The following is a 22864-nucleotide window of genomic DNA, read 5'->3' as shown; positions in this document are numbered from 1 at the left end:
GTCTTTTGTACCTCTATTCCTCTGGGGCATCCGCGAACCAGGGCTCGCGCGCCTTCATGATCAAGCTGGCGGCACGCTCTTCGTCCATGCCCTCGATCTCCATCAGCTCATCGACCGATTGTTCGGCCAGATCTTCGAGCGTCGCCACACCGCGGTCGGCAAGGGCCTCGACGAGGGCCTCATCCATTCCTTCGAGCGTCATCAAGCCCGTCGCGCCCGAATCGTCAGCGACCTCCTCGGTCGCAATGGCCCGCGTCAGCAGGACGTCGTTGGCGCGTTCGCGCAGCATGTCGATGGTTTCGTCGTCAAGCTCGTCGATGGCCTGCATCTCCGCCAGGGGCACATAGGCCACCTCGTCGACGCTACTAAAACCTTCTTCGACGAGCAGCATCGCGAGACTTTCGTCGACCTCGAGCTGCTCCATGAAGCTATGGACGAAACGCAGGGACTCCTGCTCGCTCTTGGCCGCCGCATCTCGCTCGTCCATCACGTTGAGCTCCCAACCACTGAGCTGGGTGGCGAGTCGAACGTTTTGGCCGAATCGACCGATGGCCTGCGCCAGGTTCTCTTCCTTCACCGCGACGTCCATGCTGCGCGCCTCCTCGTCGATGACGATGGAGACCACGTCTGCTGGCGACATGGCATTGATGACGAACTGCGCCGGATTCTCGTCCCAGAGAATGATATCGACTCGCTCGCCGTTCAGCTCGTTGGAGACCGCCTGGACGCGCGAACCACGCATGCCCACGCAGGCGCCGACCGGATCGATGCGCGGATCGGCGGTCCGCACCGCGATCTTCGCCCGTGACCCCGGATCGCGTGCCGCGCCCAGGATCTGGATCAGCCCCTCGCCAACCTCCGGCACCTCGAGCTTGAACAACTCGATCAGCAGCTCGGGCGCTGTGCGGCTCACGAATAGCTGCGGACCTTTCGGCTCGGAGCGCACATCGTAGAGATAGCCGCGCAAACGATCGCCAGGGCGAACCGACTCGCGCGGGATGACATGCTCGCGCGGGATCAATGCCTCGGCGTTGTTACCAAGATCGAGCACGATGGTGCCGCGCTCGGCCTTCTTGACGATGCCGGTGACCAGCTGTCCCCTGCGCTCCGCGAAGGCGTCGACGATCTTCGCACGCTCGGCGTCGCGAACCTTCTGGACGATGACCTGTTTCGCCGTCTGGGCGGCAATGCGGCCAAACAGCTCGGAGTCGATCTCTTCCTCGATGAAGTCGCCGACCCCCAACTCGGGCTCGAGCACCTCGGCGGCGGACTGAGTGATCTGACGCGAAGGCGCCTCCAGCCCTCCCTCCTCGGGGTCCGGAACTATCTCCCAAAGACGGAAGGTGCGGTAGTCGCCCGTCTTACGGTCGATGCTCACGCGCACCTCGATCTCACCGCCGTGCTTCTTGCGGGTCGCCGAGGCGAGCGCCGCCTCGATGGCCTCGAAGATGACACCTTCGGGGACGTCCTTTTCGTTGGAAACGGCCTCAACGACCAGTAGGATCTCTTTGCTCATTCCACCTTTGTCCGACTCAGCGCATTAGGACCCAGACGATTCCGAGCCATCGCGACCAGCTTGCCAGCAACCAGCGCCAGTCTCCGGCCGCTGCATGTCATCTCAGAGTTCCGGCACCAGGCGGCTGGACTCCACCGCACAGAGCGGCACCTCCCATTCGCGTCCGTCCGCGTCTAGCCTGACCACGCCATCCAAGCAACCGAGGAGGCGACCTTCAAGCTTCCGCCGACCTTCGATCTTGTCCGCCAACCGGATGCGGATCCGCTCGCCGACAAATCGCTCGAAGTGCTCGGGGAACACCAGGGGCCGATCCAAACCCGGCGACGACACCTCGAGGTCGTAATGACCCGGAAGAGGATCTTCGACATCGAGCACACCGCTGAGCTGATGACTCACAGCCGTGCAGTCGTCCAAGCCGATACCGCGCTCGTGATCAATGTAGACCCTGAGCGTCGCGCTGCCACCGTGCTCGAAGTACTCCACCCCGACGAGCTCGTACCCCATGGGCTCGACGACCCTGCGCGCCAGAAGTGTGAGCTGACTATCAGCAGATTGCATCGATTCCGCCTTCAGAAACAAAAATTGGGCCAGCGGCCCAACCTCTTAAACCGTGCCGCAGCGCCTTTCGAGGCTCTTGGCACCATTTCACGAGCGACAAAAAAACCCCGAAACGGGGTCCCTGAGACAACGAGCCTGGCGAGCGACTGGATCAACACCATCCTTAAGCGCTCGAACTATACATGCATTGCATGTTTACCGCAAGAGTGACCGCGAATCCGGGCAGGGCCATCACTGATGCGCGCCGGCCAGCTACTGAGGTCGGGCCGACGCCAAGACGCCCAACTTGCACCCTTTTGCAGGGCCTCGTCCCTCGGCTCAGCCTTCTATTTCAGACATCAGTGGTGCCACGAATCAATCGGCCTTGCCGCGCCGATCAGCGACGCAGCGCGGCAAGGCCTACGGCATCAACGCGGCGGCGCGTAGACCCCTGGCGCATAACCCGGGGCGTACCCAGGATAGCCGTAGGGCATTGCCGGGGCAGCGGATCTCATGCGCTCCCAGTATTGACGCATGCGCTGATCGGCCTCGCGGCGCATGGCTTCGTACTCCGCAAGCATCTGATCGCGCTGCTGCTGCATGGCGCTCCAGTCGCCAGGGGCAGGGCTTGCAGGCGCCATCGCGACGCCAGCCGGCGCTTCAGGCACGGGCGCAACCGGCGCCGGCATTGCCGCGACTTGCGCCGCGGGCGCCGGAGCCGCCTGCTGGCTCTGCGCCGGGACCGGCGCAGCCTCCACAACAGGCTCCCGCGCCTTGACCTCGGGCGTGGCGGCTTGTGGCTTTGCCGCAAGCGCTGAGTAGCTCGCCGGGGGCGCGATCTCCACCTGGCGCCGAGGCGCCATCGGCTCTGGCTCTGGCTTGCCAGTGGCCGCGACGGCCTCGACGGCCTTCTCCGCCGCCGGCTCAACCGTTGCCGCCTCAGGCTTCATCAAGGACTTGGCGAAGACCGCCGACTCAGCATCGCTGACGGGCTTGTGGTCCGACGCCTTCTCCGACGGCGTGGCATCGGCCTGTGCGACCTCGGCCTCCACAGCCGGCGTTTCCTCGCCCTTCGACATCCCCGGAAGCGCGGAAATCGGGACGGGACTGAGTTTCGAGATGGAAGAGATCAGCGAGGACGCGGTCGTCTGACCACCGCCTTCACGGTCAATGGAGCTGAGATAGAGATAGCCGAAGGCGATCACGACCGACCAAAGGATGAGCTTCGGCAGGAAGCCGATACCCGAACGAGACGAGGTTTTTTCCGAGCTAGCCATTCTGAATTACTCCTGCAAGCATGCAGTCTTTCTATAATGATCAACGAATTCTCCAATGCCCTGCGTGCTCGAGCCCACAACGACTGCCATCACCGCGCGCCTGCGACGGCCGTGAGCACCGACATCACCCGCTCGACACAGAGGGCGAGATTCTCCTCGATCTCCTTCATGGTTATGATGCTACCGCTCTTACCGGCGGCCCAATTCACAACGAACGCGAGACTCGCATAGCAGAGCCCGAGCTCGCGAGCCAAACTCGCCTCCGGCATGCCTGTCATGCCGACGATATCGCAACCATCACGCTCGTATCGTCTGATTTCGGCAGCGGTCTCGAGCCGTGGCCCCTGGGTTGCGCCATAGGTTCCGTGGTCGACCACCGCATGCCCGTTCCGGGCGCAAACCTCTAGCAGAGACTGCCGCAGCGCGCCACAGTAGGGATCCGTGAGATCGACATGCTCGACCTCGCCGCTGGCACCATCGTAGAGGGTATGCTCGCGACCATAGGTGTAATCGATCACCTGATCCGGAACACTGAGCACGGTCGGTCCGAAGGACGGGGTGATCCCTCCAACCGCGGCCAGTCCCACGACATGCTCGGCGCCACTCGCACGCAACGCCCAGAGGTTGGCTCTGTAGTTGATGCGGTGCGGAGGCAGATGGTGGGCAGGGCCATGCCGGGGAATAAAGAGTACCGCCTCCCCGCCCAGACGGCCACGCGTCACCGGCGCAGAGGTGGCACCGTACGGCGTCTCCATTTGACGCGCGTCCAGCAGCTCCAGATCGGGCAGGCTCTTGAAGCCAGAACCCCCGATAATCGCGAGAAGACCCATGCATCCACCGCCATCGATAAAGACGCGCAAGTCTACCGAAGAGCGCCCGGGAAACCAAACCCGGCAGGGCCGGCGGCACACGGATCTAACAGACTATGTGGAGCAAGCTCAACGCACCGACAGCACAGGCGCGGATCGAGCGACGGGCTCGCCAGCGCGTTTGCGCGTTGACTGGATCTGGCAAGAAACGGGGGTTCTTGCCCTGCTCGACCCCATCCGAGTAACAACCAAGACCCGACGAGCGGCCACGGCGGCGTAGTCGACGCCCTGAGCACCCATGCCAATGGGGCTCCGGCTCCTCTTCCCCGCGCGGATTCCAGAGACGCCTTGAGCAGATGAGATGGCGAAGACGCCACGAGTCTCCCGCGCTCAATCTGGCGGAATCAGGTCGCCGAGCCTCGGCTCAATGCCCGCGGTTGACGCCGAGGGCGGGCTAACGCAGGAGCCAAGCGCAGGGTCAATAGGCGGAGCGGTCTGAGCCGGGCTGCTCCTGGAAAAGCCCGATCTCCACGAGTTTGGGAAAGAGCACCTGCTCTTCGCGATCGATGCGCTGCGCCACCATGCCGAACACCTCATGGGTCTCCGCCAAGAACTCCTCGGTGAAGTTGAAATCGCAGTTCTTCAGCCAGCGCTTGTGATAATCGTCGAAGATCTTTCGCAGCGGCTTTTCGCCACTGATGAACCCCCAGGCGATCGACTTGACCCTGGGGTCCTCATGAATCAGCAACGTCGGGTAGATGCTGCGGTCCTCTTCCGCCAGATGGCGGCGAACCTTCACGCCCAAATCGCATAACAGCTCGTAAGCCGTCTTTGCATTGGGCCGGATATGCAAGAGATCGGGCCTGAGGATCGCCTTCAGATCATCGATCATCTGCCTCAGCTCCGCATGGGAATTGCGATAGTCCTCCAAGGTCGACATCAGCCATCCTCCTTCAAAAGGCGAGCAACGCGGCACAGGGGGGCGTTGCTTCGCGTTATTCGAGTCCGAGGCGCCCCTCGAAACGATTGGGCGCCACCATTGCGGTCGGCATCACACACCTTGAAGGGGATGTATAACAAAAGCGGTCGATAGTCAAAAAGTCATTAATTATATTGGCATTTTATCGAATAGCATCATGACGCCGCGGCGTCAGACATCCTCGTCGGCCACGGCATAGATGCCGCGGACATTGCGGAAATAATTCTTGTAGTCCAGACCATAGCCGTAGAGGTAGCGGTCCGGCACCCGCACCCCGACGACGTCGACTTCGCACTGGTGCGGGCGTTGCTTCTCGACGAGCACGGCGGAATGCACGCTGGCCGCACCATCCTCATGGCAGGCGCGAATCACCTGATCCACTGTCACCCCTTCGTCCAGGATATCGTCCAACACCAGGACATGCTCGCCGCGGATGGCCTCCGACGGACGATGACGCCAGGTGATCTCTCCACCCTTGGTCGCGCCGCGATAGCGCGTCGCGTGGATGTAATCGAGGCGCAACTGGAAGTCGAGCCGCGGCAGGAGCAGGCCGGTCACGATGGCGGCACCCGTCATGACGCAGAGCACCAAGGGGTCTTTCCCGGCCAATCGCCGCGTGAGCTCCAGGGCCATGCGGTCCAGCGCCACCTCCATGTCCTCATGTGTCACCAGGCATTCCGCGCGGGCCGCCACGGCGGAATAGGTCGTCGAGTCGAGCTTCATCCTGCTTTCTCCGGGTCTGTTGGGTCGTCGTCTCTCGGGGCGTCGAGCCCGAGATCCAGGGTCTCGAGTGCTTCGAGCTGAGCGACGTAACGGACGGCACGCTGCCACTCGGGCTGCTCATGCAGCCTCAACCGCTCGCCGCACTTGCGCCCGTGCATGCGCAGCAGTCGCAGATTGGCGGCCGGATCGCGATGATCCGCAAAGGCATCCAGGATCCGCACGGCCGCCGGTCGATTGTTGCAGATCAGCAGCATGTCGCAACCTGCCTCTGAGGCAGCACGGGCGCGTTCTGGGTAGTCGCCACCTGCATCCGCGGCGCCCATATTGAGGTCATCGCTGAAGATCACGCCCTGGAAGCCGAGCTGGTCGCGCAGGATCCCTTTGAGCCAGACTGGCGAGAAGCCCGCGGGGCGCGCATCGACGCTCGGATAGACCAGGTGCGCGGGCATCACCGCCTCCAGCCCCTGATCGATCAGCCGCCGGAAGGGCACCAGATCCTCGATCTCCAGGTCCACGAGCCGGCGTCTGTCTTCGGGCAGCTCGGCATGCGAGTCCGCCGACACACCACCATGCCCCGGGAAATGCTTGCCGACGGCAGCCATGCCGGCCAGCCGCACGCCCTCGCACCAGGCAGAGGCCAGATCGCAAACCCTCTGCACATCGCCCCCGAAGGCCCGATCCCCGATCACATGACTGATGCCGCGATCCAAGTCCAGCACGGGCGCAAAACTGAAATCCACCCCCACCGCGCGCAGTTCCGCGGCCATCAGCCAGGCCAACGAGGCGCTGACCTGGCGGGCACGCTTGGGATCGGAGACGGACAATGCCCCGAGCCGGCCCGCGGGCGGCAGCCGCGTGAAACCCTGACGGAAACGTTGAACGCGCCCGCCCTCCTGATCGACGCCGATCAGCAGGCTGGGGTGACGTAGCACATGGATTGCGTCGGTCAGCTCGGCGAGCTGCTCGGGCGACTCGAAGTTGCGCGTGAAGAGAATCACACCACCCACGGCGGGATGACGCAGGATCTCGCGGTCTTCGGCGTCGAGCGCCGTCCCGCCAAGATCGACCATGATGGGGCCAAGCGACATGTTAGGCATTCGCAAACGCGGTCATTGAAGGGGAATGCGTGAGCTGCATCCGGAAAACGAAGGGGCGCCAATTCGGCTAAAGGGTCTTTGTAGCATAGGCACGCCAGGGCGGGCGAGCCCGCCAGGACCAAACCACAGGCCTCAGCCCGCCTGGAGACGTACGTCCAAGCCGTCCCTCAAGGCATCGCCAAGCAGATTCACCGAAAGCACGACGGCGAAGATCGCCAATCCTGGAGCCAACACCAGATGCGGGGCGACCAGCAGATAGGACACGCCATCGCGGACCATGTTGCCCCAGGAGGCCTCCGGCGGCTGCACGCCGAGACCGAGGAACGACAACCCCGCCTCTGCGACGATCGCGGAGGCGACCCCAAAGGTCGCTTCCACCAGCAGGGGAGCGAGCGCAAGGGGCAGGAGGTGGCGGAAGAGGATGGCCGCGCCCGCGCATCCGAGCGCGCGTGCGGCGGCGACGTGATCCCGGCCGACCAGCGAGAGTACCTGGGCGCGCGTCAGCCGCGCGTAGCCGACCCAGCCGACCGTCACCAGCGCCAGAATGACGTTGTCGACACCCGGCCCCATGACCCCGGCGAGCGCGATGGCCAGCAGGATGCCCGGAAACGCCATGAAGAGATCGATCAACCGGGCCACCAGCCTATCCACCCAGCCACCCAGGAGGCCCGCGAGCCCCCCGATGAGCGTGCCGACCAGGGCGCTGATCGCGACGACCCCAACGCCCACGATCAATGAGGTGCGCGCCCCGGCAAGCAGACGATCCAGCACCGGGCGCCCGAGATCGTCGTTCCCCAGGAGCGACAGCTCGCCGGGCGGCGCGAGGATGGCGGAGAGATCGACGCGATTGGGCGTCAAGCCCGCCAGCGGGGCGAACAAGGCGGACAAGACCCAGAGGACCAGGAACAAGCCCGCAACTCGCAAAGTCCAACCAATGCGCAAACCTGATAAGCTCCGGTCGAGAGTAGGCGTCGCGCCGCTCGATCTGGCGCGCCGATCGAGCCTTCGCTCCAACCACTCTGTTGGATTTCCAGCCCCAGACCCGATCTGTGCTGTTAAGTGAAAAGCGGTGGCAGCAGCGTACCGCTTCAGGTCAACGAGGATAGCCTTAAAGAATGAATGCTAAAAACCTGAACATCCTTCTCTGGATTGCCGTTACCTTCTGGCTCGTGATGATGCTCAACAGCCTCACCTCGCCGGGACAGATCGAGCCGCGCAACCTGAGCTACAGCCAGTTCCTACAGGAGTTGTCAGACGGCTCGGTCAAGGAGGTCACCATTCAGGATCAGACGATCAAGGGCGTGCGCAGCGACGGCTCACGCTTCGAGACCTATGACCCGGGCGATCCGGGACTTGTGGGCGACCTGCTGAAGAACTCCGTCACCATCCGCGCCAAGCCGCCGGAGGAGCAGAGCGTGCTGATGCAGATCGTCGCCGCCTGGCTGCCCTTCGTGGTCCTGGCGGGTGTCTGGATCTGGTTCATGCGCCGCAACGCAGGCGGCGGTGGTTCTGGCGGCATCTTCAACTTTGGCAAGAGCCGGGCACGCCAGCACGCCGAGGGCGAGGTGAAGGTGACGCTCCGCGACGTCGCGGGCGTCGAGGAGGCCAAGGAAGAGGTCGGCGAACTGGTCGACTTCCTGAAGAATCCGCAGAAGTTCTCCAACCTGGGCGGGCGCATTCCGCGCGGCGTGCTCATGGTCGGCCCACCCGGCACAGGTAAGACGCTGCTCGCCCGCGCCATCGCCGGCGAGGCCAAGGTGCCCTTCTTCAGCATCTCGGGCTCTGACTTCGTCGAGATGTTCGTCGGCGTTGGCGCCTCGCGGGTGCGCGATCTCTTCGAGCAGGCGAAGAAGAGCGCCCCCTGCATCATCTTCATCGACGAGATCGACGCTGTCGGCCGCAAGCGTGGCGCTGGCCTCGGCGGCGGTCACGACGAGCGCGAGCAGACGCTCAACCAACTGCTCGTCGAGATGGACGGGTTCCAGGGCAATGAGGGCATCATCGTCATCGCGGCCACCAACCGTGCCGACGTGCTCGACCCCGCGCTGCTGCGACCCGGCCGCTTCGACCGCCAGGTTGTCGTGGGCCTTCCGGATCTCGCGGGCCGCGCGGCCATCCTCGAAGTGCATATGCGCAAAGTCCCGATCGCCACTGACGTGGACGCACGGACCATCGCGCGCGGCACGCCCGGCTTCTCGGGTGCCGACCTCGCCAACTTGGTCAACGAGGCCGCCCTGTTCGCCGCGCGCGCCGGACGCACCGACGTCTCCATGGACATGTTCGAGAAGGCCAAGGACAAGATCATGATGGGTGCCGAACGACGCAGCATCGTCATGTCCGAGTCCGAGAAGAAGCTCACGGCCTATCACGAGGCTGGTCACGCCATCGTCGGCCGTCTGGTGCCGGAGCACGACCCGGTTCATAAGGTCAGCATCATCCCTCGCGGCAGAGCACTGGGAGTCACCCTCTTCCTGCCCGAGCGCGACCGCTACAGCATGAGTAAGCGCCAGCTCGAAAGTCAGATCTCCAGCCTCTTCGGCGGCCGTCTGGCGGAAGAGATGATCTTCGGACCCGAGCAGGTGACCACGGGCGCCTCGAACGACATCGAACGCGCGACCGACATCGCCCGCAACATGGTGACCCGTTTTGGGCTCTCCGACGGCATGGGGCCACTGGCGTATGCGGAGGACGAGGGCGAGGTCTTCCTCGGTCGCTCCGTGACCCAGCAACGCCAGGTCTCCCCGGAGACCGCGCAGGCGATCGACAAGGAGGTGCGAGTCATCATCGACCGCAACTACCAGCGCTCGAAGCGCCTGCTCGACGAGAACATGGACAAGTTGCACACCATGGCCGAGGCGCTCTTGAAGTTCGAGACCATCACCAAAGAGCAGATCGAAGACATCATGGAGGGTCGCGCGATGCGCGAGCCGGAAGATGACGCTGGCAGCTCCACCCCCAAGACCGGCGGCGGCAACGGCGCGGCCAAGGGCGGCGCAACAGCCAAGCAACCACCGATCCCGATCGGCGGTGTTTGACCGGCTTAGCGAGATCGGCTGACGCCCAAGAAAAAGCCTCCGCATGATATGCGGGGGCTTTTTTCGTTCGAGATTGCGGCTTGATCAACCGCAGTCGGTAGGATGGGCAAAGTCCGCACTCGGCGCTTGCGCCTCACCTCGGCGCTGTAGGGGCGTGCCCATCCTGCAAGGCACTGAGCTGGGATGATGGGCACGCCCGCCGACCCTCGGCGCTACGAACGAAGCGCATCGCACGGGCTTTGCCCATCCTACACGCTCAAACGACCGATCAGCCTTGTGCCGCTTGCTGAGTCGGGGTGCGGGCCTTGACGGAAAGCGCATGGAGTTCGCCGCTCGCGACCTGATCCTTGACGGTCTCCATCACCAGACGCTCGCGCTTCAAAAGGGACAACCCCTCGAAGACCTCGCTGACGATGATGGCCTCGAAATGGCTGCCGTCACCCGTGACCTGGACCTTGGCCCCTGGAATACCGGTGCGGATGAGCTGGACGACTGCTTCTGTTTCCAAAATTCACTCCTGAGCAAGACCTGAATTGAAGGCTCTCTCGATCAGTGACGGACGACGGCGGGTCTGGCATACGCCCTCACGAGCCGGCGGCATTTTTCCCCGCGCGACACAAGAACGCCGCCGCAACCGTCAACGCCCCACTGGCAACTGGCAACTGGCAACTGGCAACTGGCAACTGACAAGCCCCCTACAACTCGCGTGTCGCCAGGAAACGCACCTCGGGCCAACGCTCCTCGGCCAGGCTCAGATTCACCATGGTCGGTGCCAGATAGACCAACTGGTCGTCGCCATCCAGGGCGAGATTCTCGTAGCACTTATCCCGGAATCGCTCCAACATCTTGGCGTCGGCACAGTCGATCCAGCGCGCCGTCTTGACGCTCACCGCCTCGACGATGGCGTCCACGCCGTACTCGTCCTTGAGGCGATAGGCCGCGACGTCGAACTGCAGGATACCGACCGCGCCAAGAATGAGGTCGTTGTTCTTCAGCGGGCGGAAGGACTGGGTCGCCCCCTCCTCCGAGAGCTGCAGCACGCCCTTCTGCAGCGCCTTCATGCGCAAGGGATCCTTGAGGACGACACGGCGGAAGAGTTCCGGAGCAAAGTAAGGAATCCCCTCGTACTTGATGTCCTCACCCTCGCTGAAGGTATCCCCAATCTGAATGGTCCCGTGATTGTGCAGACCGATGATGTCGCCTGGCCAGGCCTCCTCGACATGGCGACGCTCGTCGGCCTGGAAGGTGATGGCATTGGCCACCTGGATGCTCTTGCCGATGCGCACGTGGCGCATCTTCATGCCCTTCTTGTAACTGCCGGAGCACACGCGCATGAAGGCGACGCGGTCGCGATGGGCGGGGTCCATGTTCGCCTGAATCTTGAACACGAAGCCGGTGAAGGCGGCTTCGTCGGGTTGAATCAGCCGCTGACGGGTCTCGCGCGGGCGCGGTGCGGGCGCATAGTCCACGAAGGCATCCAGCAGCTCGCGCACGCCGAAATTGTTGATGGCCGAGCCGAAGAAGACCGGCGTCTGCTTGCCCGCCCGATAGGCATCGAGATCCAGCGGATGACTGGCCCCTTGGACCAGCTCCATCTCATCGCGCAGCTCCTGCGCCTGATCCCCCAGAATCTCGTCCATCCGCGGGTTGTCGATCCCATCGATGATCTCGCCCTCGGCAATCTTACCGCCGTGCTGGGCACTGAACAGATGCGTTCGACCGGTACGCAGGTCATAGACCCCTTTGAAACGCTTGCCCATGCCGATCGGCCAGGTGACCGGCGCGCACTTGATCTTCAGGATATCCTCGATCTCGTCGAGGACGTCGATGGCATCGCGCCCTTCGCGGTCGAGCTTGTTGACGAAGGTCAGAATCGGCGTATCGCGCAGCCGGCAGACGTCCATCAGCTTGATGGTGCGTTCTTCGACGCCCTTGGCGACGTCGATCACCATAAGCGCGGAGTCGACAGCGGTCAGCGTCCGGTAGGTGTCTTCGGAAAAGTCCTCGTGGCCTGGGGTGTCGAGCAGGTTGACGATGGACGCGCCATAGGGGAACTGCATCACCGACGAGGTGACCGAGATACCGCGCTCCTTCTCCAGCTCCATCCAATCCGAGGTGGCATGGCGCGCCGCCTTACGGCCCTTGACCGTGCCCGCGAGCTGAATGGCGCCGCCGAAGAGCAGCAGCTTCTCGGTCAGCGTGGTCTTGCCGGCGTCCGGGTGGGAAATGATGGCAAAGGTGCGGCGTTTGCCCAGTTGCTCTTCGAGCTCGCTCATAAAGCTGCCAGTCAGGTGGTGTTCGCGCTGGTTAAACCTGGAAGTATACCCGGTTGCCGAGCACCGATGACAGCGGATGAGGTCACCGCACCGCCGCCGCGCCCGCCCACCTCAGACGAGGTCGGCGCCCGCGCCGTCCAGCCCCACGAGCTCGCGGGCCAAGACGGTCGCGTCCTCGCGCCCCCTGTGGGACGGGTAATAGCTCCGTCGCGTCCCGATCTCGCAAAAACCCTCGGAGGCATAGAGCGCCCGCGCGCCGACGTTGGATGCGCGCACCTCCAGGAAGGCGGTCTCGGCCCTGCGCTTGACGGCCAGCGCGAGCAGATGCCTCAGCATCCTGCGACCCAGGCCCTTGCCCTGCCAGCTCGGATGGACGCAGAGATTGAAGACGTGACACTCGCCAACCGCCACCGACATGATGCCGTAGGCAACGATGACCCCCTCGATCTCACCCACCCAGCAGCAATAGCCGACGCGCAGGCAATCCCTGAAGACGCCCTCCGCCCAGGGAAAGTCGTAGGCCGCGCATTCGACCGCGAGGACTGTCGCGAGATCGCTCTCCCGCATCGGTCGAAGTAACAAGGATGGTGTTTCCGCCACGTGGCTCATTCAATCGCGCCCCAAAGTCCAGGAAAGCGCTGGCGTCGACCAAGCGCAGACAGCGTTGCGACACCCTAATCGATGTTGCGACACCTGATCGATAGGGCGCGGACGCGATGTAAACCGATGCCGTCAACGTGCGTGATCGGGCTGTTCGAGCACCCAGGCCGCACCGCCCCCTTCACAATCGGCGACAAGCGACCGACACTATGCGGGCGACACGATGCGGCCGACACTATAAGGGAGGTGACGCCGATCATGTCACGACTGATTCATGGAAAAAGCCTGCTAAGACCGTCCCCTTCAGCCTCCATTTTGGGTCTATAGTAGCCATTGCGTTTCACCGAGCGCTGGATCCGGCGGATGAGCCGCCACGTTCTGACCACCGGAACAGGCTGACTTGGATTCGATCACAACTGCTTCATGCCCCCAATCAGATCAAACCGAGCGCGCGCCGAGCCTGGCGCGCCCTGCCGCAGCCCCTGGCGCTCCGCGTCGATGGCGCGCGATTCGCAATCATCCCTTCATCAACCACGGTTAAGGCTGGCGAGGTTCTAGACTTCGTCGAGACTTAACGGTCACCCCCTTTCCACCCACCAAGCGGACAGTTCGATGTCTCACAAGAGCATGGCCACACTCGACGGCAATGAAGCCGCCGCCTATGTCGCGCATATGACCAACGAGGTCATTGCCATCTACCCGATCACGCCCTCCTCGAACATGGGTGAGTGGGCGGACGAATGGTCCTCGCAGGGCATCAAAAACCTCTGGGGCACGATCCCCGACGTGGTCGAGATGCAAAGCGAGGCAGGCGCGGCGGGCGCCATTCACGGCGCCCTGCAAGGCGGGTCCCTGGCAACCACCTTCACGGCCTCCCAGGGCCTGCTGCTGATGATCCCGAACATGTACAAGATTGCCGGCGAGCTGACGCCCGCGGTCTTCCATGTCTCGGCACGCGCGCTGGCGGCACAGGGTCTGTCGATCTTCGGCGATCACTCCGACGTCATGGCCTGCCGCGCGACCGGATACGCCATGCTCTGCGCGGCATCCGTGCAGGAAGTCATGGACTTTGCGCTCATCGCCCAGGCGGCAACCCTGGAGAGCCGGGTGCCCCTCGTGCACTTCTTCGACGGCTTCCGAACCTCCCACGAGGTCGCCAAGATCGAGCGGCTGCCGGTCGAGGTGATCCGCGCCATGATCGACGAGGATCTGGTCTGCGCCTTCCGCGAGCGGGCGCTGAACCCGGACCATCCCCGCCTGCGCGGCACATCCCAGAATCCGGACGTCTACTTCCAGGGCCGCGAGTCGGTCAACGCCTACTACGCGGCGGCACCCGGCATCATTCAAGGCGTCATGGACCGCTTTGCCCAGCTGACCGGTCGCCACTATCGGCTCTTCGAGTACGTCGGCGCACCCGATGCCGAGCGCGTCGTCATCCTCATGGGCTCGGGCATCGGCGCCGCCGAGGAGACCGTCGAGCACCTGAGCGCGCGCGGCGAGAAGGTCGGCCTGATCAAAGTCCGGCTGTTCCGACCCTTTGATGCGGACGCATTGCTGAACGCCCTGCCGGCGAGCGCCCAGCGCATCGCCGTTCTGGATCGCACCAAGGAGCCCGGCGCCGACGGCGAGCCGCTGTACAAGGACATCGTCACCGCCATCGCGCAGGCCTTCTCGGATGGACGCCTGAGCGCCATGCCGCGGGTCACGGGTGGCCGCTACGGCCTCGGATCCAAGGAATTCACGCCCGCCATGGTCAAGGGCGTGTTCGACGAACTCGCGAGGGACACACCCAAGAACCAGTTCACGGTCGGCATCATCGACGACGTCACCAACAGCAATCTGGACTGGGATCCGGCCTTCAAGGCGGACGCGATCGACGGCGTGACGGCCTGCGTCTTCTACGGCCTGGGTTCCGACGGCACCGTCTCCGCGAACAAGAACTCCATCAAGATCATTGCCGAGGAGACGCCCAATTACGGTCAGGGCTACTTCGAGTACGACTCCAAGAAAGCCGGCGCCATCACCATCAGCCACCTGCGCTTCGGCCCGCGCCCCATCGACAGCACCTATCTGATCGGCGACGACGAGGCCAGCTTCGTCGCCTGCCATCAACCGACCTTCGTCACGCGCTACGACCTGCTCGACAAGGCCCGCCATGGCGGCGTCTTCCTGCTGAACGCAGCGACCCCGGCCGACCAGATCTGGAACGAGCTGCCACGCAAGATGCAGCAGACCATGATCGACAAGCAGCTCTCCTTCTATGTCATCGACGCCTACGGCATTGCCGGCCAGACGGGCATGGGGCGGCGCATCAATACCATCATGCAGACCTGCTTCTTCGCCATCTCGGGCATCCTGCCCAAGGACGAGGCCATCGCCCACATCAAGACGGCGGTGAAGAAGACCTACGGCAAGAAGGGCCAGCGCCTGCTCGACCGCAACTACGAGGCGATCGACGCGGCGCTCGCCGGGCTGCACCAGGTCACGGTGCCGAATCAGGTCACGAGTACCTTCGACCGACCGCCTGTCGTGCCGAACGACGCGCCGGAGTTCGTGCGCCAAGTCACCGCGACCCTGATCGCCGGCAACGGCAATCAGCTTCCCGTCAGCTTGATGCCGGCCGACGGCACCTGGCCGACCGGGACCACCCAGTACGAGAAGCGCAAGCTGGCGCTCCAGTTGCCCAAGTGGGACGAAACGCTCTGCACCCAGTGCGGCAAATGCCCGCTGGTCTGCCCGCACGCCGCGATCCGCGCCAAGGTCTACCCAGGCGAACTCACCGAGCAGGGGCCAGCGAGCTTCCAGCACGCCCCGATCAAGGGCAAGGACTTCCCCCAGGGCTACCGAGTCACCTATCAGGTGGCGCCGGACGATTGCACCGGCTGCGGACTCTGCGTGGAAGTCTGCCCCATCCGCGACCGCCAGGATCCCCACCACAAGGCCCTGAACATGGTCGAGGCCAGCGAGACCCAGGTGGCCGAAGAGGCCAACTGGGACTTTTTCCTGACCCTACCCGAGTACGACCGCACCCAGCTGGATGCGACCAAGATCAAGCACGCCATGATGATGCAGCCCCTCTTCGAGTTCTCGGGCTCCTGCGTCGGCTGCGGCGAGACGCCTTACATCAAGCTCGCGACGCAACTGTTCGGCGACCGCATGCTGATCGCCAACGCCACCGGCTGCTCCTCCATCTACGGCGGCAACCTGCCGACCACGCCCTACGCCACCAATGCGGACGGTCGCGGCCCGAGCTGGAACAACTCGCTATTCGAGGACAATGCCGAGTTCGGACTCGGCCTGCGCCTGGCGGTCGACAAGCAGACGGCGCACGCGCGGGAGCTGGTCGCGATCATGGCGAGCCAGATCGGCGAGGATCTGGCAACCGGGCTGCTCCAGAGCGATCAGTCGACCGAGGCCGGCATCCACGAGCAACGCCAGCGCGTCGCGGCCCTGCAAGCCAAGCTCAAGGGCATCGACACGCCCGAGGCACGCACCCTGGCGTCCATCGGCGAGTCCCTGGTCAAGCGCAGCGTCTGGATCATCGGCGGCGACGGCTGGGCCTATGACATCGGCTACGGCGGCGTCGATCACGTCCTCTCGACCGGACGCAACGTCAACCTCCTGGTGCTGGATACCGAGGTCTACTCCAACACCGGCGGGCAGAACTCCAAGGCCACGCCGATGGGCGCAGTCGCCAAGTTCGCGGCCGGCGGCAAGCCGACCTTCAAGAAGGACCTGGCCATGATGGCCATGGCCTACGAGAACGCCTACGTCGCTCAGGTCGCATTCGGCGCCAAGGACGTGCAAACCGTGCGCGCCTTCCTGGAGGCCGAATCCTACGACGGCCCCTCGGTCATCATCGCCTACTCGCCCTGCATCGCCCACGGCGTGGACCTCTCCAACAATCTGCGTCAGCAGGACTTGGCGGTGACCTCCGGGCATTGGCCGTTGTTCCGCTACGACCCCAGACGCACCGAACGCGGCGAGAACCCGCTGCTCATCGACTCCAAGCCGCCGAGCATCCCCTATCAGGACTTCATCAACACGGAGACACGCTTCAGCCTGCTCACCAAGACCCACCCAGAGGCCGCCGAACGCTTCTTGAGTCTGGCTCAGAAGCATGTGCAGACACGCTTCACGCTCTACGAGCAGCTCGCGCACCTCGCGGTTCAGAAGGCCCCGGCCTCCAACAAGTAGCGAAGCGAACGGTCGGCGGGCAACGTCACCCGTTGCCCGCCGACGATCACCCATGAATTCCTTGATGTGAGGGACAGCAGGCAATGAACCTGACAACCAACTACCTCGGGCTGACGCTCAAGAACCCACTGGTACCTTCGGCCTCGCCACTCTCGAAAAGCGCCGATGTGGCGCGCGAACTGGAAGACAAGGGCGCCGCCGCCATCATCATGTACTCGCTCTTCGAAGAGGCGATTACATCGGAGTCGGAGTCGATGGTGCGCTTCCTGCACCATCAAGAGACCGGTTTTGCCGAGAGCACGGGCGGATTCCTGCCCGATCACCAGGACTTCGAGAACGGCCTGCAACGCTATCTCGAACAGATCCGGAAGCTCAAGGCCGCCCTGGAGATCCCGGTGATCGCGAGCCTCAACGGCGTCACGCCCAGCGGCTGGATCGACCACGCGACCGAGCTGGAGCAGGCCGGGGCGGACGCCCTCGAACTCAACGTCTACTATGTCGCGGGCGACATCGGCCAGACGGGCACTCAAGTCGAAGAGCGCTACCTGACGCTCTTGAAAGCGATGCGGAGCAAGGTGCGGATCCCGATCAACATGAAGCTCTCACCAGCCTTCAGCTCGGTCGGGCACTTCATCAAGCAGCTCGCGGACGCCGGTGCCAATGGCGTCTCGCTGTTCAACCGCTTCTACCAGCCGGATATCAATATCGATGGTCTGCGCCTGCAATCGCGGCTCTACCCGTCGACCTCGGCGGAGGCGCTGCTGGCGATGCGCTGGATCGCCATCCTCTACGGCCGGATTCCCGGGCTGTCCCTGGGAGCCACCGGTGGCATCCATACGGCGGAAGATGCGATCAAGCTCCTTCTGGCCGGTGCCGACGTCGCACACATGTGCAGCGCACTGCTCGACAAGGGGCCGACGCACCTGGGCCTCGTTCTGCGCGGAATCGAGGACTGGATGGACGAACACGGCTTCGAGTCGGTCGAGGATTTCCGGGGCCGTGTCAGCGCGCTGAGCGTACCCAACCCGGACGAGCTCGAGCGCTCGAACTATGTCCATGTCCTTGACAGCTATAGCCCATCCTCAGGGGCCATGATCTAACCCCAGCACGCCCAAGGCGTCGGACGGGATCGGCTGAATCGGGCCGTTCCGCCCGACGCATCGAGAGACCAATCGGGATCCAGCAATTCAGGAGATTGATAGATTCAATCCATGCCCGATTGACCTTCCGACCAGCACACTGAAGAATCGGCGCGGCTTAGTACGTCCCGCGCACAGGATTCCCGAGCGACAACAAAAACAGGCTGTCCGTCCTACGGAAGTGGCAGCTACCATGCGCGCGTCATTGAAAGCACCAACCGGAGTCGTCCCATTGCGGCTTGCCGCCGTGAGGCGCTGCGCGCCACTCGACCCTCGCACATTCACCCAACCGCAGGCATTTCTATGCACCAAGACTCGGTCGATGCCATCAAGGCACATCCGCGTTACCAGGAGCTCGTGCGTTCACGCAAGCGCTTCGCCTGGACGCTGACGTTCATCATTCTCGCCATCTACTACGGCTTCATTCTCACCATCGCCTTCGCGCCCTCCTGGCTGGGAACCCCCATCGCCGCCGGCGCAACAACCACCATCGGGATGCCGATCGGCGTGCTCATCATCATCTCCGCCTTCATCCTGACCGGCATCTATGTCGCCAAGGCCAACAGCAAGTTCGACGCCTTGACCAAGGCTGTCCGCGAGGAGTTGCAATGAGACGCTACGCAACCTGGGGGGTGCTCTTCGCACTCTTGACGCCTTTCATCCTGATGGCCGCGCCCGCGCTGTCCGGCGCCGTCGAGAAACAGGCGGTCAACTACACGGCCATCTACATGTTCCTGGCGTTCGTCGCCGGCACCATGGGCATCACCTACTGGGCGGCCAAGCGCACCCGCTCCGCCAAGGACTTCTATACCGCGGGCGGCGGCATCACCGGCTTCCAGAACGGGCTGGCGATCGCCGGCGACTACATGTCCGCGGCCTCCTTCCTGGGTATCTCCGGGTTGGTGTTCGCCTCCGGCTACGACGGTCTCATCTACTCGATCGGCTTCCTGGTCGGCTGGCCCGTCATCATGTTCCTGATCGCCGAGCAGATCCGCAACCTGGGTAAGTTCACCTTCGCGGACGTCAGCTCCTACCGCTTCGGCCAAACCGAGATCCGCACCATGGCGGCCATCTCCTCGCTGGTCGTCGTCGCCTTCTACCTCATCGCCCAGATGGTCGGCGCGGGCAAGCTCATCCAATTGCTGTTCGGTCTGGACTACTGGATCGCCGTCGTCATCGTCGGCGGACTCATGATGGTCTACGTCATCTTCGGCGGCATGACCGCAACCACTTGGGTGCAGATCATCAAGGCCGTTCTGCTGCTGTGCGGCGCAACCTTCATGGCCATCGCGGCGCTCGCCACCTTCGGCTTCTCGCCCGAGGAGATGTTCCGGCAGGCCGTCGAGGTCCACCCCAAGGGTATCGCCATCATGTCGCCCGGCTCGCTCGTCACCGACCCGGTCAACGCCATCTCGCTCGGCCTGGCGCTCATGTTCGGCACCGCCGGCCTACCGCACATCCTGATGCGGTTCTTCACCGTCCCGGACGCCAAGGAGGCGCGCAAGTCGGTCTTCTACGCCACCGGCTTCATCGGCTACTTCTACATCCTGACCTTCATCATCGGCTTCGCGGCCATCGTCCTGCTGCTGCAACACCCCGAGTTCTACAAACCCGAAGCGATCGCCGCGGACGGCAGCATCATCAAGGGGCAGCTCGTTGCCGGCCTCGATGGCGGCACCAACATGGTCGCCATCCGTCTCGCCGAGGCCGTCGGCGGCAACCTCTTCCTGGGCTTCATCTCGGCCGTCGCCTTCGCCACCATCCTCGCCGTCGTCTCGGGCCTGACCCTGGCCGGCGCCTCCGCCATCTCGCATGATCTCTACGCCAGCGTCATCGCGCGCGGGCGCAGCAATGAGAAGACCGAGATTCGCGTGTCCAAGATCGCGACCTTCATGCTGGGCCTGGTCGCCATCGGCCTGGGCATCGCCTTCGAGACCCAGAACGTCGCCTTCATGGTCGGCCTGGCCTTCGCCATCGCCGCCAGCGCGAACTTCCCCGTGCTGGTCGCCTCCATCTTCTGGGGCAAGATGACCACCCGCGGCGCCCTCATCGGCGGCTTCGTCGGACTCATCTCGGCGGTCGTGCTGACCATCCTGTCCAAGGCGGTGTGGGGCGATGTACTGGGGCATACCGCCCTGGTCGATGGCAAGGAAGTGGCCATTGGGCTGATCACGCTCAACAACCCGGCCATCATCTCGATGCCGCTGGCCTTCTTCTTCATCTGGATCGTCTCGCTGATGGACAACTCGGAGCGCGCCAAGCAGGAGCGCGTCGCCTTCGAGGCACAGAAGGTCCGCTGCGAGACCGGCATCGGGGCCGAAGGCGCCAGCGCGCACTGAGGCGCCAAGCACCCTCTGAAGGTTCGAGAGACAGGGACGTCTCACCCAATACCAAGCAGAGGCACATAAAAAACGGGGCAATTGCCCCGTTTTTTGTTAAGTCGAAGAACGCCCCCGTCCTGGAAATCCCTTCGTTAGACATGGCCTAGAACCTCGTTCCAGCCAGTCGTCTTCTGGATGGACGAGCGCAGCCCATCACCAAGAGCACGGGATTCGCTGGACTTCGCTCTCGCTCGTCTACCCTACCGGTCCAGCCTGCGATCAAGGTATGGTCGGGCCTTGCGCAAACCCGGCTCAAGATCTGAGGGGAGGATCCACGGGCCACCCCGGCCCCTGGTCAAGCATCCGCTGCGCCTCTGCCAAACCCACCTAAGGGCATTTGCCTAATGGGTCGTGCCAAGCGGTTCACGGCGCCGGCATTCCGCGGTGCTCGAACCGGCCAATACCCGGTTCGACCCAGCGCGCTTGGCGGCATAGAGGGCCTCGTCGGCCTGCTGATAGAGTTTGTCCAGGTCCATGTCCTTGCGGAGGGTCGCCACGCCAATGCTCACGCTCGCGGCCACCTGCTCGCCGCCGGACGTCTCGATCGGCTGCTCCGACAAGGCGTGACGAATGCGCTCGGCACATTCCAGGGCGTCGGCCAAGTCTGTCCAGGGTAGCAGCACCACGAACTCGTCCCCGCCCATGCGCACGCAGAGATCCGCCGTGCGCGTCACATGCATCAGGGTCTCCGCCACCCGGCAGAGCAGGCGATCGCCGACCGGATGCCCGTAGGTATCGTTCACCGCCTTGAAGCGGTCCAGATCCATGACCAGCATGGAGATCGGCTGATGGTGCCGCACACTGTCCGCCAACCACTGGGCACCCTGCAGGTTCAGGGCACGACGATTGCCGAGCCCCGTCAGCGGATCGCGCTCCAGCTGCTGACTGACCTTGAAGAAGCGCAACGCATTCTGAATGGCCGGCGCAGCCAGACCCAGCAGCCCCTCGATGCGGACCTGCTCATCCTCGGAGAAGCGGCGACCGCGCATCAGCTTCAGGGTGCCCATCTCCACGCCGTTCAGTGTCAACAGATATTCGAGCCGATTGCGGTCGGGCTTGCCGCCCTTCATGATCTCTGCCGCATCGGAACGTCGGTACTCCCAACCGGTGTGCTCGACCAGGTCAGCGAGGAACGCGTTCAAGGTCGCCATCACCGTATCGAGCTCCAACGAGGCCGTGATCGCTTGCAGGAAGGCGATCGGGTCGACCCCCTGCTCTGGCATGTGAAATTGCCGCTCGGCGGAGGTGACGAGTGACAGATGAGGCGGCTCGGTTTGAATGGTCGAATTCACGGCGGCGTTCCGAATCAGCTTGGTCATGCCATGTTCAAGCGAATGGCGTGCCACGAATTTTTTGCTTTTAGAACAGAGTGGTAGACAACGCCGTCGAACGAGGTGACGGGTTTCCGTCGTTCTTGTGCTCTGTAAGCAAGTGCTCGGCATGACGTCGTCTCGACCTCAGATCGCGCGGCGCAGCTGCTCGGGCACGGCATCCCAACCGGACTTGATCTCGCGCAGCAGACGAGCGACCTCGCTCAGCGCCTCCGCGTCGTTCTTGGCACTGCCCTCGAGCAGGCGTCTGGCCATATAGTCGTAGAGCGCCGCCAACTGTCCCGCCAACTCGCCGCCCTTCTCATGGTCGAGCATGCCCGCCAGCCCATTGATGATCGAGATCGCCCGACCCAACTGCTCGCCCTTGGCCCTGAGATTGCCGTTCGCGATCGCACCGCGCGCGACCGCAATGCTCTCAAGCGTGGCCTCGAACAGCATCTGAATCAGGCGATGCGGATCGGCGACGGCCGCCTCGGCGAAGTGACCCGACTCACGATAGCTATTGATCTCTCTGCGCATGGCGTACATGGTTCCTCACTCCTGAAAGAGTGGCGATGAATTGACTCTTTGATGGGCCTTCGCCTCGACTGGTTCAGCCGTCAGGTCAGACGACTCCAATCGATGCGCCCCCGCTTAAACACAGGCCCCAGGCATGCCAGGGCTTCCTCGAACGGGATCTCGCGAACGACCTCGTGGCTGGCCCGGTCGATCACGCGGATGACGATCCGCCCTGTCTCCGCATCGGACGCGCATTCGATCCTCCGCCGAACCCGCTGGAGATGATCGGAGAGCAGCTCGACGAAACGCAGCGGCTGCGCCGACCGTCGATGAAGCTCCGCCAAACTGAAGGACCCCGAAGCCTGAGGGTTGGCACCCCGCTCCAAAGGCCGCTGCCGCTGCCGGAGGAACTCGAGCGCGGTCACGTCGCCGACTGTTTGACGACTCTTGGCACCAGTCAGTCCAGAGA

Annotated in this window: 19 protein-coding genes; 5 read left to right on the top strand and 14 right to left on the bottom strand. The window is 63.7% G+C overall.

Going from position 1 to position 22864, the window contains the following annotated elements:
• Positions 1-13: 13 nt before the first annotated feature.
• From nusA to CKO23_RS10350, 8 genes are all read right to left on the bottom strand, one after another.
• Positions 14-1516 (bottom strand): transcription termination factor NusA, encoded by a 1503-nt coding sequence (nusA, locus tag CKO23_RS10385; protein WP_200330719.1) that lies wholly within the window; start codon positions 1514-1516, stop codon positions 14-16.
• Between the two features lie 102 nt (positions 1517-1618).
• On the bottom strand, positions 1619-2074 hold the full coding sequence (gene rimP / locus CKO23_RS10380; RefSeq protein WP_200330717.1) for a ribosome maturation factor RimP: 456 nt from the start codon (positions 2072-2074) through the stop codon (positions 1619-1621).
• 407 nt (positions 2075-2481) lie between these two features.
• A complete protein-coding gene (locus CKO23_RS10375) occupies positions 2482-3330 on the bottom strand; it encodes a hypothetical protein (protein ID WP_200330714.1) in 849 nt (282 codons plus the stop codon).
• Positions 3331-3419: 89 nt separating this feature from the next.
• Entirely contained in the window at positions 3420-4160 is a 741-nt protein-coding gene (locus CKO23_RS10370) for an S-methyl-5'-thioinosine phosphorylase (RefSeq protein WP_200330712.1), read from the bottom strand.
• A 457-nt stretch (positions 4161-4617) separates the two neighbouring features.
• Entirely contained in the window at positions 4618-5079 is a 462-nt protein-coding gene (locus CKO23_RS10365) for a hemerythrin domain-containing protein (protein WP_200330710.1), read from the bottom strand.
• A 210-nt stretch (positions 5080-5289) separates the two neighbouring features.
• Positions 5290-5841, bottom strand: a complete 552-nt coding sequence (locus CKO23_RS10360) for a hypoxanthine-guanine phosphoribosyltransferase (protein ID WP_200330708.1) — start codon at positions 5839-5841, stop codon at positions 5290-5292.
• Positions 5838-6929, bottom strand: a complete 1092-nt coding sequence (nagZ, locus tag CKO23_RS10355) for a beta-N-acetylhexosaminidase (RefSeq protein WP_200330768.1) — start codon at positions 6927-6929, stop codon at positions 5838-5840. The genes CKO23_RS10360 and nagZ overlap by 4 nt, the downstream gene beginning before the upstream one ends.
• A gap of 141 nt (positions 6930-7070) precedes the next feature.
• Positions 7071-7847 (bottom strand): ABC transporter permease, encoded by a 777-nt coding sequence (locus CKO23_RS10350; protein WP_242482343.1) that lies wholly within the window; start codon positions 7845-7847, stop codon positions 7071-7073.
• A gap of 206 nt (positions 7848-8053) precedes the next feature.
• Here CKO23_RS10350 and ftsH point away from each other — a divergent pair, with 206 nt between their 5' ends.
• Positions 8054-9973 (top strand): ATP-dependent zinc metalloprotease FtsH, encoded by a 1920-nt coding sequence (gene ftsH / locus CKO23_RS10345; RefSeq protein ID WP_200330703.1) that lies wholly within the window; start codon positions 8054-8056, stop codon positions 9971-9973.
• Positions 9974-10241: 268 nt separating this feature from the next.
• On the opposite strand, the gene CKO23_RS10340 is transcribed toward ftsH, so the two are convergent.
• The 3 genes from CKO23_RS10340 to rimI form a co-directional block, all read right to left on the bottom strand.
• The gene (locus tag CKO23_RS10340; RefSeq protein ID WP_200330701.1) at positions 10242-10481 is read right to left on the bottom strand and encodes a BolA family protein; all 240 of its coding nucleotides are present in this window, start codon (positions 10479-10481) and stop codon (positions 10242-10244) included.
• Positions 10482-10668: 187 nt separating this feature from the next.
• Complete coding sequence (locus tag CKO23_RS10335; RefSeq protein ID WP_200330699.1) at positions 10669-12249, bottom strand: peptide chain release factor 3; 1581 nt, start codon at positions 12247-12249, stop codon at positions 10669-10671.
• Between the two features lie 111 nt (positions 12250-12360).
• Entirely contained in the window at positions 12361-12858 is a 498-nt protein-coding gene (gene rimI, locus CKO23_RS10330; protein WP_200330697.1) for a ribosomal protein S18-alanine N-acetyltransferase, read from the bottom strand.
• 603 nt (positions 12859-13461) lie between these two features.
• On the opposite strand from rimI, the gene nifJ reads away from it, so the two are divergent.
• The 4 genes from nifJ to CKO23_RS10310 all read left to right on the top strand — a co-directional run bounded on the left by nifJ (position 13462) and on the right by CKO23_RS10310 (position 20524).
• Positions 13462-17046: a pyruvate:ferredoxin (flavodoxin) oxidoreductase gene (nifJ, locus tag CKO23_RS10325; protein ID WP_200330695.1), complete on the top strand. Its 3585-nt coding sequence runs from the start codon at positions 13462-13464 to the stop codon at positions 17044-17046.
• Between the two features lie 83 nt (positions 17047-17129).
• A complete protein-coding gene (locus CKO23_RS10320; protein WP_200330693.1) occupies positions 17130-18146 on the top strand; it encodes a dihydroorotate dehydrogenase-like protein in 1017 nt (338 codons plus the stop codon).
• A gap of 342 nt (positions 18147-18488) precedes the next feature.
• Positions 18489-18797 (top strand): DUF485 domain-containing protein, encoded by a 309-nt coding sequence (locus CKO23_RS10315; protein WP_200330691.1) that lies wholly within the window; start codon positions 18489-18491, stop codon positions 18795-18797.
• Entirely contained in the window at positions 18794-20524 is a 1731-nt protein-coding gene (locus CKO23_RS10310; RefSeq protein ID WP_200330689.1) for a cation acetate symporter, read from the top strand. The genes CKO23_RS10315 and CKO23_RS10310 overlap by 4 nt, the downstream gene beginning before the upstream one ends.
• A gap of 383 nt (positions 20525-20907) precedes the next feature.
• Here the strand turns inward: CKO23_RS10310 and CKO23_RS10305 are convergent, their stop codons facing one another.
• From CKO23_RS10305 to CKO23_RS10295, 3 genes are all read right to left on the bottom strand, one after another.
• Positions 20908-21885: a GGDEF domain-containing protein gene (locus CKO23_RS10305; protein ID WP_207168506.1), complete on the bottom strand. Its 978-nt coding sequence runs from the start codon at positions 21883-21885 to the stop codon at positions 20908-20910.
• Between the two features lie 138 nt (positions 21886-22023).
• A complete protein-coding gene (gene fliS / locus CKO23_RS10300; RefSeq protein WP_200330687.1) occupies positions 22024-22425 on the bottom strand; it encodes a flagellar export chaperone FliS in 402 nt (133 codons plus the stop codon).
• Between the two features lie 71 nt (positions 22426-22496).
• Complete coding sequence (locus CKO23_RS10295; protein WP_207168505.1) at positions 22497-22820, bottom strand: flagellar protein FlaG; 324 nt, start codon at positions 22818-22820, stop codon at positions 22497-22499.
• Positions 22821-22864: the final 44 nt, after the last annotated feature.

Origin of the sequence: Thiocystis violacea, assembly GCF_016583565.1 — a bacterium.
Taxonomy (GTDB): domain Bacteria; phylum Pseudomonadota; class Gammaproteobacteria; order Chromatiales; family Chromatiaceae; genus Thiorhodococcus; species Thiorhodococcus violaceus_A.
This window is presented reverse-complemented; position numbering and strand designations above follow the sequence as displayed.